Source organism: Polystyrenella longa, from assembly GCF_007750395.1.
In the GTDB taxonomy this organism is placed as follows: domain Bacteria; phylum Planctomycetota; class Planctomycetia; order Planctomycetales; family Planctomycetaceae; genus Polystyrenella; species Polystyrenella longa.
In genome coordinates this window covers 1,683,628-1,699,619 of sequence record NZ_CP036281.1, presented here as the reverse complement: position 1 = coordinate 1,699,619, position 15,992 = coordinate 1,683,628, and the positions used below count along the sequence as shown (strand labels likewise).

The window sequence follows — 15,992 nt, the reverse complement described above, 5'->3', positions numbered from 1 at the left end:
CGTGTTAACCCCTATAATCCGAACCAGTTAGCTTACGTATTCATTTTCACCCAGTGACCGGGTTTATCTTGACGTTTCAAGGTGTCTCAGGTACTCTGCATATATAAGTGAACGCTTAAATGTGTTCGATAAGTCAGCCATGAGCAGTCGATACTCTTAAGTACTCGACAACTCGATCAGAGTTTAGATTGAGTTCCATTCTGAATTATCGACTGTTAAGCATTCGACTCACCCAGGAAGGAGCTTCCTTCCAAACCCTGCCTGCCTCGCTTTCCTACCGATTTCATTCCTACCTCCGGGGAGCAATTCAATGCTCACTTTTTTAGGACGTTCTAACCGTATGTGTGATGGGATTTCCCGTCGCTCATTTCTGCAAGTAGGTGGCTTCACCTTTGGAAGCATGGCTGCGCTTTCATTGCCGCAGATTCTGCAGGCCGAAGCACTCTCTGGCAATCCACGTCCCAATTCGCATAAGGCGATCATCAACATTTTCCTGGCAGGGGGAGCCCCACACCAGGATATGTGGGAAATCAAAACAGAAGCACCGAAAGAGGTTCGTGGTGAATTCAGCCCGATCAGCACCTCGGTTCCCGGTATTCAGATTGGGGAATGCTTCCCCAAAATCGCCAGCATGATGGACAAGTTCGCCATCATCCGTTCGATCGTCGGCAACAGTGGCGGACACGATGCCTATCAATGCCTTTCCGGATGGCCACGACAGCATGGAACCGCTATTGGTGGTTTCCCCAGTATGGGTTCGGCGATTTCCAAAATGAAAGGCCCTGTTCATAAAGCGATGCCGCCGCATATCTCGCTATCCGCCAAAACAAGTCACACCCCCTGGTCCGAACCGGGTGCCCCCGGATTTCTGGGTGCGGCACATCAGGCATTCAAACCAAACAACGGTGGTAGTGAAAACCTGACATTAAACGGCGTTACGTTAGAGCGACTGCAAAATCGTAAAGAACTGCTGACAGGCCTCGACAATTTGAAACGCGAAGTCGATTCCACCGGCATGCTGGATGGGGTCGATTCCTTCACGGAAGCGGCCTTCGGAGTGCTTACCTCCAGTAAACTGGCGGAAGCACTGGACCTCAGTAAAGAAGATCCCGAAGTCGTCGCCCGCTACGGAGACGGAAAACCCTATAAGTACCAATATGATGGTGCCCCCACCTGTAACGATCACCTATTGCTGGCTCGCCGATTGGTGCAAGCAGGTGCTCGCTCGGTCAGTCTTTCTTATGGACGTTGGGACAGCCACGGCGACAACTTCGGCCTGGTACGCCATCACGGCCCCCGTCTGGACCAGGCGGTCTCGGCATTGGTGCAAGACCTTGAAGAAAAAGGGATGCTGGACGATGTGACTGTCGTTGTCTGGGGTGAATTCGGTCGGACTCCTCGCATCAACGATAAGGCCGGTCGCGATCACTGGCCTCGCGTGAACTCCGCCCTGCTCGCTGGTGGTGGTATGAAAACGGGTCAGGCTATTGGTAAAACCAACCGACTGGGCGAATACCCGGTTGAACGCCCGATCCACTTCCAGAACGTGATCTCCACGCTCTACCACAACCTCGGCATCGACACGATGACCACGACCCTGAACGACCCCACCGGTCGCCCCCAGTTCCTCGTGGATGAGCGGGAGCCGGTAGAAGAACTGGTTTAGGATAAGATCAGGGAAGCAATTCCAATGTCGTTTTGCTTTTCGCTTTGATTACTTCGGAAGGATCACTTGATGATTCTTCATACATGACCAGATCAAAGATTCGGTCAAAAGTCATGATATTGACCTGTGTTTCTTCAGAGAGTTCGAGTGCGATGATTTTCCCCGCTTCGGGATCAAAAAGGAAATATCCCAAGGACTCGTTGACGTCATAATTACTTATTGCGATTGGGATAGACATGTTCCCATAATATGACTGACTCGATATGACGGTTCCACTGGACTGTCGGGAGAACTCCACTTTAATAACGGTGCGTCCTTGGCATTCCATTGGTCCCAGTGATGTGCAAAGCAATTTCGATACCCTATTGCTTTCCGCTGATGATACCCTCGCAGGCTGATCGGGTACGGAGTGCATCTTTTTTGTAACGTCGTGACTGCGATCCTGAATCGTCCAGGATTCTCCTTTCGTTACAGGCTTCTCTGGCAACTGGACGTAGATCATTTGCAGAACACCCAGTAAAGATCCATTACTCGAAGACCGTTCTGGTTCAGGTTTTTCATTCTGATCAGCCACATCAACCTTTTCATCTATTCGGACCTTACCCAGCGGACTGATCAGAAACTGTTCCAGCTCTTCTGTGAATTCGCCTGCTTCAATCGGCTTCCCTGCTTTCAATCGTTCCAGCACTTCCTCCAACGGATCCCGGATCGATTCAAGCCTCACCTGAAACCCGAAATCCTCTTTCTCTTCGACGGGCAGCACCCGCACGACATTTGATATCTTCAAGTCAAGTTCCTGAGGTGTACTATTAAAACGATTAGTCACCGTTTGATGGCTCTCCACCGCATGGTGGTAGAGTAAGGGCTGGTCTTCTGTGAACTTGTACCGTAGCTCGATCTTCTCGGCCGAGATGACTGTCGTCATGGTCACGCCTAACAGAACGCCTACAGTCATCAAAATGCAAAACGGTCTCATCGTCGATCCTTCAAATGGGGCTTAAACCGGAAACAATCCTGAGTGAGTAATATACCAGCACCTCGTCACAAACGAAAACAGCAGTTTCCCGATCAGGCATGCGCCGGGAAACTGCTGTTGGTATGAGATCGAATTTAAACTCTGGTTATGAAACCGTTTATTGATTATTCCTTTTTCTCGGTCTCGGAAATCAGTTCGACCGAGATGTGGTGATCCTGGCTTGATTCCACGACCCGGACCTGGCCCTGGGCAGTCACTTTAATACTCCCCACGATAAGGTATTGAGTATCCACTTTAACGATTTCGCCGGTCGCCGGATCGAAGTGAATTTCACCTTCACTGTCCTGGGTTTTCATTAGCCCTTCGACAGTACTGAGTCCCTGATTGACGTCGATATTGATTTCGATTTCATGCTTCACGTTAATGAGCACCGTTGCACGCCCATTAACTTCCGAAGGCCCGCGATATGCATAAGTTTTCTTACCATTCGCTTTGCCCTGCGGCCCCAGGTCCATGACGAATTCAGATTCCCATTGGTCCCCCTCGGCAACCGGTTTATCAAGCCAGGTCGGGAAGACTTCTTCGTATTGTTTTTTCGCGGCTTCATCTGAAAACGACCCCGCCATGCCTGCGGCCGCGGGCACTTTTTTGATGATCGCTTTCATCAACTCGGCGTAACCTTTGACTTCCAGAATTTCTCCCAGTGAGCTCAATCGAAGCTTCAACTGTGCTCCTTTGAGTTCGTTGAAGATCGGTGTCATCTGCGCCGCCAGCAAACCTTCGGTGGGGTTTTCTTCTGATGCTGAATCATACTCGTACGCATCTGCTAGCGGATTATCCATCGTTACGCGCAGGCGGTTGGTGACACTGGAGAGACTGAAGTCCCCCTCTTCCGATTTTTCGTCCAGCGAAAAGATCGTGTCCGTCATGTTTACCATTTTCATGGAGCTGGACTGCTCACCCACTTTCTGCGTCTGCTCCATGGCAGTAGTGATGCGGTAATTCAGGGGTTTGTCTTTGGAAAACTGATACTTCAATTGCATCGGTTCCGCAGCAGTCGCGGGCAAGACAGCCACACAGATTAAAGCCACAAGCAGAGTGCGGATATAGCGAATGCGCATGATAGTAGTCCTCTTTTTTGAGTCTTCAACAAACATGTCGAGAGCTCTGGGTTTGTTAATCGCTGAGGTGGGTCCGTTCCGGCAAGCTCTGCCACAAGTCGTCAATCAGGCACGAGTCATCGAACGGAAATGGGGAGTTCCCTAGTGGGGAAGGGAGAAATTCACATTTAACCCCACAATACGGGATGATTCGATTAGTGAACAGAATATTTTCCCCGTTAACGATCAAAACAACCGAAGGAACGCAAATATCGGATGCTTTCCGCAGCCGCTTCCCGAGGCCCCATCAGCCAAGCATACGCCTGATGCACCGTGAAATAACCGTCGTAGTTGATGTGCTGCAGGCCCTCGATGACCTGATTAAACTCCACGCCCCCTGCGTCCCAAATGGGAATATGATGAAACCGGACCGGTCCCTGACACCAGGTTCCCAGTACATCAGGGCCTTCCGGGTCGAGACGATGGTTCTGGACATAGACGTTCATCAACCAGGGTTTGAATTTCTCCAGCACCTCGGCACCGTAAGGTTCGTCGCACATCAGGAGATTGGCAGGCTCGTAGATGAGTCCGAAGTTTTTCCGGCCTATCTGCTCCAGCACTTCGATACTGCGATCGACCTGCTCAAAGAGCGTTTCGATATGACATTGATGCGCTAACCTGATTCCTCGCTCTCCAGCCAGATCGGCGGCGCGGCGTGAGTGGTCGATATCTTCTTCGGTTTTAAGGCAGACGCGAATCAGATCGCAACCGAGTGCCTCAGCGACATCAAGGCTGGGTCCGATATTCTGCAGGCTGTTCGGACCCTGTTCATTATTCAACGGGACATCCGAATCGGCAGTGACCATCGAGACTATCAGGTCTTCGTCCTCGACGATGCGTCGCATCTTTTCCAGTTCATCCCGGGGGGTCAATAGACCTCCCGCACTGGCACGCATGCAGATGGCATGGTAACCCATCTCTCGCGCCAGATGGACCAGTTCTTCAAACGGGATATTTAACTTAGTTTTACAGGCCGCTTCCGCTACCCGAACAGAGAGAGAAAGTTTCATCGGATTTTAAACATCTTCGAATAGAGACGAAGGAACTGAGGGACAAACAGCTGCCGCTGCGGATCGCAGTCAAAGAGACAGTGTAACAAATTGATTTCGGGAGTTCTTCCCATCCCCTGCTCCAGTTCTTTATTTGTCTGCGCCCGCTTGTCAAAATAGAATGACTATCTGTGTTCCTGATACGGTCCCCTCACTATTCTCCGTACTGTAGTCTTCTCCTTTTATGTCTATTTCCTTCTTTAATCCAATCTTGCTATTGGGGCTACTCGGTATCGCATTGCCGATTCTGATCCATCTGCTCAGTCGCAAGAATGTGAAGGTCGTCGAATGGGGGGCGATGCAATTTCTGGAACTTGGTAAACGAACACGCCGCAAATACCAACTGGAACATCTCCTCCTCCTGCTGCTCCGGATTCTCCTGATCTGCCTGATCTGCTGCGCGTTGGCGCGACCGTGGATGTCCGGGGTCATCTTATTCTCTGCAGAAACACAACGTGATCCCCGAGCGCTATTGATCGTGTTGGACAGTTCCCTCAGCATGGATCGACGGGACGTAAACCAGAAACCCATCGATCGGGCGAAAGAGATCATTCGCGATATTTTGGATGAAGCCCACCCGGGCGATCAGTTTTATTTACTCGCGGCGCGAGATGTTCCCCAAAAGTTGTTACCCGGCTGGACCTCGGAACCAGAGCAGGTCCGTACCGCCCTCAATGAACTTCCCCCCGCTAGCGGTAGTGCCAATCTCCCACTGACGTTGATTCATGCAGTGCAGCAGTTTCAAGAGATCGATCAACTCCAGCGTGAAATCCTGATTCTCAGCGACAACCAGGCCGCCAGCTGGCATCCGCAAGAGGAACAACTCTGGCAGCGACTCCAGAACCTGTATCAGATTACATCGATTCCACCCCGAATCTGGTCGATCCTCTTGCTGACGGCTGAAGAAAATGCCAAACCTCTAATAAACAGTGGCCTCGAAACTCCAGCTCTCTCTCGCGAAACGACGGTTTCCAATCGCCCTTTGCAAATCACCACAACCGCCCGGCATTTTGGAGCAGAAGAGAGAACCCGGACGGTTCACCTCAGCATCGATGGTCAACGTCTCAGTCAGCAGTCGCGCGAAATCAGAATGGCGCCCGCTTCACTGAATACGTTGAGCTTCGACTATCTCCCCACGACACCCGGAGCTCATTTAATCACTCTAGAGTGGGAAAGCGATGATTGGCCCGGAGACGACCAGGTCCATTCTGTACTAGAGGTCCGTTCGCAGGTCTCTGTACAGTTCATCGAACAGAACATCTTCACTGATCCAACCTTAATGGAAAGTTTTTATCTGTCGACCGCACTGACTGCCGCTCAACAGAGAGCCACAAATATCCTGCGCGACAACAACCTTATTGATTTTAAAGTCAAACAAACATTACCAGAAGACTTGGATGCTTTAGCTGATTGCGACGTCCTCTGTCTGGCCAATCTGCCTCTCGTTTCTGAAAAACACGTTCGACTACTCCGGCAATATCTGCAACAAGGAGGAAACCTGTTGCTGCTTCTGGGCGATCAAACTCGGGCAGATCGTTGGAACGAAACGATCTTTCATCCTGAGGACGGTTTACTCTCATTAAAACTCAACCAAATCAAAACGGATCCTCAACCGTCGCGAGGAGGCATCCACCTTGAAGATCGTTCGCTTGAGTCCGGTTGGTTAAAACCGTTCCGAGCCGAAGAACTGGGAGGCCTCACTGAAGCGATCTTCAGTCAGTGGTGGTCTCTTCAGATTCCGGAGACGGCCGACGGGAATAAATCGGGACGACTCCAAACCGACCTTCTCCTGAAGACGGGCGATCCCTGGTTGATAACGGGCACCGTTGCAAATGGCCAAATCGCCATCGTCACCACGCCTCTCAATGCGACCTGGTCCAACCTGCCGACGAAACCGGACTACGTCCCCTTCGTGCATGAGTTATTACTTTCCCTGTTCGATCACCAAAGCCGACATATTCTCACAGCTGGTCAGCCCATCATTCAGGAGTTCAAGAAGACTGACGAGTTCGATCCCGCCGAACTCGATTACGAAATAACCTCCCCTGCCGGAGTTTCGACACCGGTCCGGCTCAATCAGGAAGATCGAGTTTTATTCGACCAGACTGCGACGGCGGGAATTTACCGGCTTGAAGGCAGAGGTCAGTTCGACAACCCCGATGAGAAACCGAAAAGTTCGGAGGATTTCGTCGTCGGTTTCGATCCAACAGAATCGAATCCGATATCACTGACTGAAGCAGAAGAAACGTCACTCCGTCGAGATTATCCGTGGCAAGTTCACACCAACTGGCAGGAGCTCCAATCCGAAATGCTCACCAGCACAGGTCGTACAGAGATAACCACTTGGCTGTTGTTGCTGTTCGTGATATTCCTCTTGGGGGAGCAGTTCTTCACGCATTATCTGGTCCGGGATGCGCATGAACTGGAGGCAATGCACGAATCGGAACCAGAAGTGCCCGCTGTCCAACAGGAGGATTCAGCATGAACTTCCTGCATTTGACCCAATGCTCATTCTCTTTCGCGGAACTCCATTGGGAGAGGGGATACCAAACCGGCCTGTTATGGACCGTGTTGATTATTCTTGCCAGCCTTTTCATCTGGAGACTTTTAAAACAGGAACAGCAACTTGTTTCGCGTCCCGTCGGCCTGTCGTTACTTGGACTGCGTAGCTTAATCCTGCTGTTGCTGCTGGTGACGTTCTGGAAACCGACTCTCATCAGATCCTATGAACGAGATCGAACCAGTAAATTATTGATCGCAATGGACGTTTCCGAAAGCATGCAGCTTAAGGACCGACATGCGTCGCCTGAGGAAAAACTCCGTTGGGCGCGGGCGATGAACTGGGTTACTCCCGAAACGGAACTAATCGTCGAACCCATTGAGAAGTCGGAACCGAAGAATGAAGAAGCGCCACCGCAGGAAATCCAGCAGGAAGTTCAGGATGAAAATCTCACGGCTCTCTTTGAACAGCTTTCGACATTAACACGAAATGAGATCGTCACCCGTTCGCTCCAACAGCAGGATGTCGCATTTCGAAAATCCTTAGAAGAAAAACATTTACTGGAGTACTTGAAGTTCGCTGGAGAGACAGAAATCGATGAAGAAAGTGACGACCCCAACGGAGAGAACAAGGAAGAACTGGACCCGTCCATCAGCGAAGAACTGGCACCAACAGAAGTACTGTCATTAACAGAAACAGACCTGATTCCGGTTCAGCAAAAAGCGATTCAGCTCTCTGGATCGCAACCTGTCGCGGGTATCATCCTGTTCACGGATGGCCAACACAACCAGCCCATCGATCCGTTGCAACTCGCTTCCAGTCTGAAGCAGCTTGAGATACCTGTTTACCCCGTCATCGTGGGATCAGAACAGCGACCAGCGGATATAATTCTTCAGGAAGTCGCTGCACCTCCGGCGGTCTACCTGAATGATGAATCGTCCGTGACGGTGAATATCGAAACGATCGAACTTCCCGAAGAAGAAATCACTATCGAGTTCTATCATCAGGGAGAACTGATTGAGCAACAATCATTTGTGACATCGGCTGTGGCTCACTCCTCGGAGACGATATCATTTCCATTGCAGACCGATATAGCGGAACAACACCATTATGAAATAAAAGTACTGGCCCATCAGGATGAATTCACAACCGAGAACAACCAGCAGCATTTTACTCAGCAGGTATTAGACAACACGATCAACGCGTTGTTGATCGACAGCCATCCTCGCTGGGAATTTCGATTTCTGCATAACGCGTTAGAACGGGATGAGCGGATCAGTTTGCAGACGGTACTATTGAATCCCCCCCTGCTCTCCACCGATCAGCAGAAACCGGAACCTCCTTTTGCGACCCAACTCCAATTGAGGCCGGAATATCAGGACTCAATATTTGAAGGCGTTGACCTGATCATTCTGGGTGATATTACATCCTCCCAATTGAATGAAACAGGCCCTCCCAATACATCCATAATATTCTGGAAGCAGTTGGAACAATTCGTCTCCGAAGAAGGTAAGACACTTGTGTTATTGCCGGGTTCTCAGTTGATCAAAGCCTGGGATCAGGAAACCATCGCCTCTCAACTGGCACCCGTCATCGATCCCCGCCGCATTCAACCATTAGAGTCCACCGCCGATCCGCTCCCCATGGGAATGCCCGTTCTTCCAACCGTAATTGGATATGGAATTTCATTTTTGCAGTTCGCCGATCAACCCGATCTGAATCAACAAGTCTGGCAACGCCTGCCGGGGCATTTTTCTGTATTCACGGGTTCTCCCAAACCGGCAGCGGAAATCGTACTCGAAGCTTTTCCTGATCCAAACAAACCCGGTCAACCGGCCATGCTGTACCAGCAGTATGGACAGGGGCAGGTTGGCTGGATGGGGATCGATAGTACATGGCGCTGGCGGAAGCGGGTTGGTGATCAGTTTCATCATCGCTTCTGGGGACAGGTGGCCCGCTGGGCGATTCAAAACAAACTTTCTGTCGAAACCGATCTCGTTCGATTCGGTCCAGAGCGAGCTGAAGGAACTCCGAACCAGGCAATTCGCCTGCATGCTCACTTTTCCAGTATTCTGCTGGACCGACTTTCGGAACTCAATCCACAGGTCGTTGTTTATAAACTCCCTCATACCCGGGATGAAAAACCCATCGCCCGCCTTCCGTTACTTCCCCTGCCAAGTCGCCAGCAATCGATGACCGCCGTAGTCGAGAATCTGACCGAAGGAGAGTACGAGTTCCTGCTGGAAACGACGGATGACGACGTTTTCGCTGAAGAAATCATGGCCCCCTATGTTGTAAGGCCAGTGCCATCGCGAGAGCAAACCGAAACAATTGCGAATCGAGAACTGCTCGCAGAGCTGGCCAATTTGACGGGTGGAAAATTACTGGAACTCGATCAACTTGGTCAGATTCCTGATATAATTCAGACACGTAGCTCCTCAGAAACCTGGCGAGAACAGACAGAGATTTGGACACATCCTCTCTGGCTCGCTTTATTCGTGCTGCTGCTCAGCTTGGAGTGGCTGCTTCGCAAGTGGCATGGGCTACCATAATCTCATTTTCTTTTTGAATAGCTTCCGTCTGATTTTCCGTTCCGTACTGAGTAAAACATCCCATGTCGACCCATCCCCCCATCACCGAGTTACAGGAACTGCTGCAATCAGTTCGGATCCGCTGGCAACGGTGGGTCACCTTGCGAACGACATTGCAGGCGCTGCTTGTCCTGGTGGGAGGGCTCTGGTGTTTGTGGGTACTCGATACGTTTTATTTCCTATCGGCTTCGTGGCGGAATGTTGGTTTCGTATGCATTGTCCTCACCAGTCTTCTCTGGCTATTCACTCGCCTGCAGAAGTTACGCGAGGAAAGCCCCACCGACACCCAACTAGCGGCGATCATTGAAGATTCCCACCCGGAACTTGAAGAACGGTTACTCGCTGCAGTCGACTATCAACAGCAACATTCAACCTCGAACCTGGAACGCCAACTGCAGCAATCGACCATTCATCAGGCCGTGGGCAGTCTACGCTCGGTTGAATTACAATCGAGCCTGCGACCCGCTCGGACGCTCCGCATTAGTCTCGTGTGGTTGGGGCTGCTCATTGTGTCAGGGCTCTTTTTTCTCTTCTTTGCTTACCGCACTTCCCCTTGGCAACGAATACTAACACCGTGGCAATCGGTTTCTGCGGAACCCACGATTGTGATCGAAGGAGGAAACCAGTCTATTCCGATAGGAAGCTCTATAGACCTCGCCGCGAAGCTGGCTAAACGACCACGCCATGGAAAACTGGATCTTCAATTGAATTGGCAAGCAAACGATTCCGCACCGCAGTCCGCGCGACTTCATTTCGATGAAGCGACGGGGACCTACCCGATACGTTGGGATCAGATCGATCGCTCTCGGGAATACTGGGTCAGTTCGAACAATTCCTTCGACGAATCGGCCCGATATCGTCTCGAGGTTGTAGTGATGCCCCAATTGGAATCGGCCAATATTACCATCACTCCGCCCGCCTACACGGAGCATTCACCGATCACTCATGACGGGGCTCTGGGCGAAATGATGGTGCCCGAAGGTAGCAATGTTCTGCTTAGTTTCATCAGTAACCAACCCATCGCCAGTGGCGAAGTTTTATTTCAACCGGATAATGAAATAGAGGGACCGAAATCAATTCCTTTAGAAATCAAAGAAGACCGTAGAACTGCCCTCGCGAAAATTCCCGCCAGCGAATCGGGAACTTTTTCGATTCAATATGAAGATAAACACCGCTTTACCTATCGGGATGAAGTTCGTCGGCACTTGCAGGTGCAACCGGATCAGCCGCCTGTAGTTGAACCCACGCAAATCACAAAGACAGAACGAGAGAACGAAGAACCGTCGCAGTTTGATCTTCCAGTGCATGCCACCGATGACTACACCGTGACTCGAGTGGAAATGATCATCAAGAGCTCTGATCAACCCGCGAGAATCATAACTCCTGTCGAACAATTAGAATCAGCATCTCCTGAGGTTCCACTCCATTTTCGTTTTCCACTTTCGGAAGAAGAGCTGTCTGAGGCAACAGAAGTCGAGGTAAGCTTTCGAGCAACGGACAACCGGGTGCACCCCCGTCCTAATGAAACCTGGACGGATCCTGTTCCGCTGATCGAGTTACTCGACCCCTCGCTCATTGAAGAACCAGATGCTCAGGACAAGGCTCTTGATGAAGAATTAATGCACAAACTGGCCAAGTTGAAAACGGATTTGGAAAAGCAGGAAACGGATGTCGATAAACTGGCGATCCGATCTCGCTTGGATCAACCCCTGGAAGGGGGAGACCGTCGTTTACCTGAAGAATTGATTGAGGAACAGGAAGAACTTCGACTACAGTTGGAAGCAATTGCCAGTCAGTTTAATGAACATGCTCTCTATAAAGAACTCGCCCCGCTGGCTCAGCATGTCGCACGGCATGAACTCCCTTCCGCCGAACAGCATCTCCAGGAAGTCCAAGATCGCGCGACCACTTCTCCCAAGGATGCTCTGCCTCCATTAACAGCTGCGAGCCAACAATTAAAAACGGCCAAGAAACAGGTCGCTCAGCTGGAAGCGTGGCTGGAGAATCTGATCAAACTGAAAGAAGAAATTCCTGAGTTATCCGAACTCGCCCAACGGTCACAGAATCTGGCCGACCAGTTGACAGAACCTTCCGAGTCGGGCGAACTTGAACGTCAGCTGGCGGAAGGAACTGAACTCGATCAATCGATGGAAGACTTCCTCACCCGTCATCCGGAACTGGCCGAAGCAGCGCAGGCTGCATTGATGCAGCAATTACGTCAGGTCGCAACGCAGCTTCAAGCAGCCGCGAATCAACAATCGGCCATCAACGAATCCATTGTGTCTGATCTGGGGCAGCAGCAGGCCGAACTAAAACAATTAAAAAACATCAATGACCTTCAGGAAAACTTGACGGAAGAGGAAGAACAGGAACTTCAGCAGCAACTTGCTCGCTTGCAGCGGGAAATACAACGTCAACAACAACGCGCCGCCACCCTCGTATTGCAATCAGCACAGCAATCGGGCTCGCAATCTCCCCCGACGCAGACGGCACTGGAATTAGTTCGCAAACTGGAAGAGACTTCCAATCAGATTCTGGCAGGGCAACTTCCTGAGGCCCTGAAGTCTTCTCAACAGGCAAGTAAAACGGCGGAACAATTGAGTGACTCAGCCCCGGAACTTTCCGCTGCTGCTATGGAGTTAAACCAGACTCAGCAGGAACTCAGCCAGCAATTGGGAGCGCAAGCTAATCGACCGGCGGCAAGACACGCGGCACGGCGGGAAGGTCAGGATCAATTACAAACCCGAGTGAATCAACTGGAAAATCAGCTGGACCGACTTACCGAACAGGCCGTTCAACTTGCCACGGCTGCGGAACAACAACCCAACGAGTTGAGCGAACAGCTGAATGTGCCTCGCCAGTTTCTGAAGAAGGCTGAGAAACCGCTGGAGCGGTCGATACGGCGATTACAATCTCATGACTATCTTCTCGCACGGGAATCAACTCGTAATTCGGCAACGATGTTAAAGCAGGCCGCACTCACTCTCAATCAACTGACTCAATCGGAAGAAAATCAGGCTGTTCCCATTCCGCAGTCTTTTTCTGAACAGATTGCTGAAGCGGCCAATCAACTTAACAACGCCCAGCAACTACTGGCGCAGCAGATGAATCAACAACAGGCCAATCAGCAACAGGGAGATGCTCAAGGAGAGTCGCCCGACGGTGAGCAAACTGCTGCGAAAGAGGGACAATCACCACCGAGCGGAAAGGGAGAATCTCCCAACCCAAACAGCTCCAATTCGACTCAGTCTGGTTCGCCCGCCTCGCAAAATCTGCAGCAGGCGGCTCAGGCGCTTCAGCAGGCGAATCAACAGTTGCAGAACCAACAGGGCACCGGCGGACAGTCCGAATCGGCCCCCTCCTCTTCCGATCAGGAGGGTAGCTCCGGATCGCAGGCCGAAGAAGGAGGCACCGGAACCAAACAGGTTCTCACCGCCGATCAGCTTCAGGAAGAACTGGAGTTGCTGTCCCAACGTCCTTGGGGAGCCGTCAGTACCGAACTGAAATCGGAGATACGCGAGGCAACTCGTTATCGCCATAAACCGGAATACGCCCGGCAAATTGAATCTTACTTTAAACAGCTGGCCGCCCCACGGACTCCTCAGTCCTATCTCAAACCTGCACCGAAGGAGTCTCCCTGATGGACAGGTTCACCCTCACTTTATTATTTATTCTATTTGCGATCTTCCCCTTCGCCAACTCGTCTCGACACAGTGTGTTCGGACAAGTTCCCAACGATCAGATTGATGAAGCCATCGCCAGAGGGCTGCAATTTTTATCCCAGGCACAGGAGAAAGATCACTCCTGGAAGATCGACAGCTTTGGAAGTTCCACGGCGGCGACGTCGCTCTCGGTGATGGCCTTCATGGCTTCAGGGCAATCTCCCGGAGAAGGTCCCTATGGTCAACAGATTGAAGATGGAATTCTCTGGGTTCTTGATCATCAACTGAATGGCATGCTGGTTCACAAAAAAAGCCACGGCCCTTTTTACAGTCACGGAATCAGTACGCTGATGCTGGCCGAAGCAGTCGGAATGCTGAAACAGAACGGGGCTGATGCTCAATCGGAATTGACAGAAGAACGTTGCCGCAAAGCATTGGAGGAAGCTCTTGAAGTGATCCTTAAAGCGCAGAATGTCGATAAACCCACCCGCCATGCAGGAGGTTGGCGATATCAGCCCACCAGCCGGGATTCGGACTTGAGTGTCACGGGCTGGCAACTGTTGGCATTACGGGCTGCTCGTAATGCAGGCTGCAATGTTCCTGCCGAGAATATCGACCGAGCCGTCGAGTATGTCAAACGCTGCGCGACGGTCAATGACCCTGGCTTCGCTTATCAGCCCGGTTCCAACCCCACCGCCACGCGTTCTGGAACGGGTATCCTTGCCTTGGAAATATGCGGCGAACATCTCTCCCCCGCCACACTCCGCGCGGCGGAAGGCTTGCGAGCGCGCCCATTGAAGTTTAACGATCAGTATTTCTTCTATGGTGCCTATTATTGCTCCGTTGGCATGTTTCAAATGGGAGGTCGATACTGGACCGACACGCGAGACCCGCTATTCAAGACCCTTCTTGATGAACAACAGCCTGACGGAAGCTGGCTAGCCAACCATGGATCGGAGCGGAGCGCCGGTAAAGTCTACTGCACTACGATGGCGATTCTTGCTTTGGCGGTCGAATATCAGTACCTCCCAATCTACCAGCGCTGAGCAATTTCCCGCGAATAGGGGCTGGAGCCTTCCTCTTTGAAAAGCTAGGATGGATCTGTTCTCTCCACTTGTTTTCTCAGCGATCTCACCCGAACTGACTGTTCGCAAATCACATTATCTACCGCTTCATTTCCCCACCTTCTGGAAAGGTTCCTGCCCACCATGTCTGCTAACGACCCACGCACCAGCCGCCGCACGTTTTTAAAAACGGCCGGCACAGGCATTGCTGCCGCTACTGCCTTGCAGCCCTTCTTCGTTCGCGCCTCCGACAAATCAGGTAAGAAGACACCCATAGTTGGCGAAGGGGAATATCAATACAGCTGTCAGCACGGTTGGGGAGAACTTCCTGACTCAATCCGTTGGGGGGCTACCCACGGGGTAGCCATCGATGGCGAGGGAATGATTTACATCAAACATCAATCGGCGGAAGAAGAAGTGATGGACGCCATCGTGGTATTCGACCCTGATGGTAAGTACGTCCGCTCCTTCGGCAAAGAATATCATGGCGGTGGACACGGCATCGATGTTCGTTCTGAAGATGGCGAACAGTTCCTGTACCTCTCCGATGTTAAGAATCGGGAAGTCATCAAAACGACGTTATCGGGCGAGCAGATCTGGAAGCTGAGCTATCCCACTGAAGCCCACGCATATTCGCGTATTGATGAGTTCCGCCCCACGAACGTCGCTTTCCATCCCGATGGTGGTTTCTATGTGGGCGATGGTTACGGTTCTCACTTCATCCATCAGTACGATAAAGATGCCGTGTGGGTTCGTACCTGGGGAGGCAAAGGAACTGAACCTGGCAAAATGCAGACACCGCATGGACTCTGGCTGGATGATCGTCCGGGGCGTACGCCTTCACTGGTCGTCGCTGACCGCGCCAACGCCCGGTTGCAATACTTCACTCTTGAAGGAGAGCACATCGACTTCGTTGACGATGTGAACTTCCCAGCGGACATCGATATTCAAGGCGAAATCATGCTGGTGCCTGATTTGCACGCGCGTGTTTCCCTGTTTGATATTAACAACAAACCGATCGTGCATCTGGGTAACGATCCTGAGTGGACTAAAGAGGTTCTGGATGGCTTCGAAGTTCGACGCGATGCCTCGCGATGGAAATCAGGCAAATTCGTTCATCCTCACGACGCCTGCTTCGATGCGGACGGCAACATTTACGTTTCCGAATGGGTCTCGACAGGCCGCATTAACAAGCTGGTCCGTGTCTAAAAGGACCACTTGAAAATTTTAAGCGGCCCTGAAACCCTCTGAGGGGTCCGATTCGTCCCTGTCTCGTGAGGTTAAACGTAACCACAACCGGTTTTCAGGATGGCTCCAATAACCA

General features: G+C 51.4%; 9 protein-coding genes. 6 read left to right on the top strand and 3 right to left on the bottom strand.

All coding sequences use genetic code 11. From position 1 onward, the window contains the following. The first annotated feature begins 310 nt into the window (after positions 1 to 310). The gene (locus Pla110_RS06365; RefSeq protein ID WP_144994358.1) at positions 311 to 1,666 is read left to right on the top strand and encodes a DUF1501 domain-containing protein; all 1,356 of its coding nucleotides are present in this window, start codon (positions 311 to 313) and stop codon (positions 1,664 to 1,666) included. 7 nt (positions 1,667 to 1,673) lie between these two features. On the opposite strand, the gene Pla110_RS06360 is transcribed toward Pla110_RS06365, so the two are convergent. The 3 genes from Pla110_RS06360 to Pla110_RS06350 all read right to left on the bottom strand — a co-directional run bounded on the left by Pla110_RS06360 (position 1,674) and on the right by Pla110_RS06350 (position 4,812). Next, on the bottom strand, positions 1,674 to 2,642 hold the full coding sequence (locus tag Pla110_RS06360; protein WP_144994346.1) for a hypothetical protein: 969 nt from the start codon (positions 2,640 to 2,642) through the stop codon (positions 1,674 to 1,676). A 164-nt stretch (positions 2,643 to 2,806) separates the two neighbouring features. Further along, entirely contained in the window at positions 2,807 to 3,763 is a 957-nt protein-coding gene (locus Pla110_RS06355) for a DUF6263 family protein (RefSeq protein WP_144994344.1), read from the bottom strand. Between the two features lie 218 nt (positions 3,764 to 3,981). After that, on the bottom strand, positions 3,982 to 4,812 hold the full coding sequence (locus Pla110_RS06350; protein WP_144994342.1) for a sugar phosphate isomerase/epimerase family protein: 831 nt from the start codon (positions 4,810 to 4,812) through the stop codon (positions 3,982 to 3,984). A gap of 223 nt (positions 4,813 to 5,035) precedes the next feature. Between Pla110_RS06350 and Pla110_RS06345 the strand changes: the two genes are divergently transcribed. The 5 genes from Pla110_RS06345 to Pla110_RS06325 all read left to right on the top strand — a co-directional run bounded on the left by Pla110_RS06345 (position 5,036) and on the right by Pla110_RS06325 (position 15,877). Further along, complete coding sequence (locus Pla110_RS06345; RefSeq protein WP_144994340.1) at positions 5,036 to 7,336, top strand: BatA domain-containing protein; 2,301 nt, start codon at positions 5,036 to 5,038, stop codon at positions 7,334 to 7,336. Next, positions 7,333 to 9,903 carry a vWA domain-containing protein gene (locus tag Pla110_RS06340; RefSeq protein ID WP_144994338.1) on the top strand — a complete coding sequence of 857 codons (2,571 nt, stop codon included), beginning with the start codon at positions 7,333 to 7,335 and terminating at the stop codon, positions 9,901 to 9,903. Before Pla110_RS06345 ends, Pla110_RS06340 begins: the two co-directional genes overlap by 4 nt. A gap of 62 nt (positions 9,904 to 9,965) precedes the next feature. Continuing rightward, entirely contained in the window at positions 9,966 to 13,583 is a 3,618-nt protein-coding gene (locus Pla110_RS06335; RefSeq protein ID WP_144994336.1) for a coiled-coil domain-containing protein, read from the top strand. Further along, a complete protein-coding gene (locus Pla110_RS06330; RefSeq protein ID WP_144994334.1) occupies positions 13,583 to 14,650 on the top strand; it encodes a prenyltransferase/squalene oxidase repeat-containing protein in 1,068 nt (355 codons plus the stop codon). The genes Pla110_RS06335 and Pla110_RS06330 overlap by 1 nt, the downstream gene beginning before the upstream one ends. 162 nt (positions 14,651 to 14,812) lie before the next feature. Next, positions 14,813 to 15,877 (top strand): twin-arginine translocation signal domain-containing protein, encoded by a 1,065-nt coding sequence (locus Pla110_RS06325; protein ID WP_144994332.1) that lies wholly within the window; start codon positions 14,813 to 14,815, stop codon positions 15,875 to 15,877. Positions 15,878 to 15,992 lie beyond the last annotated feature (115 nt).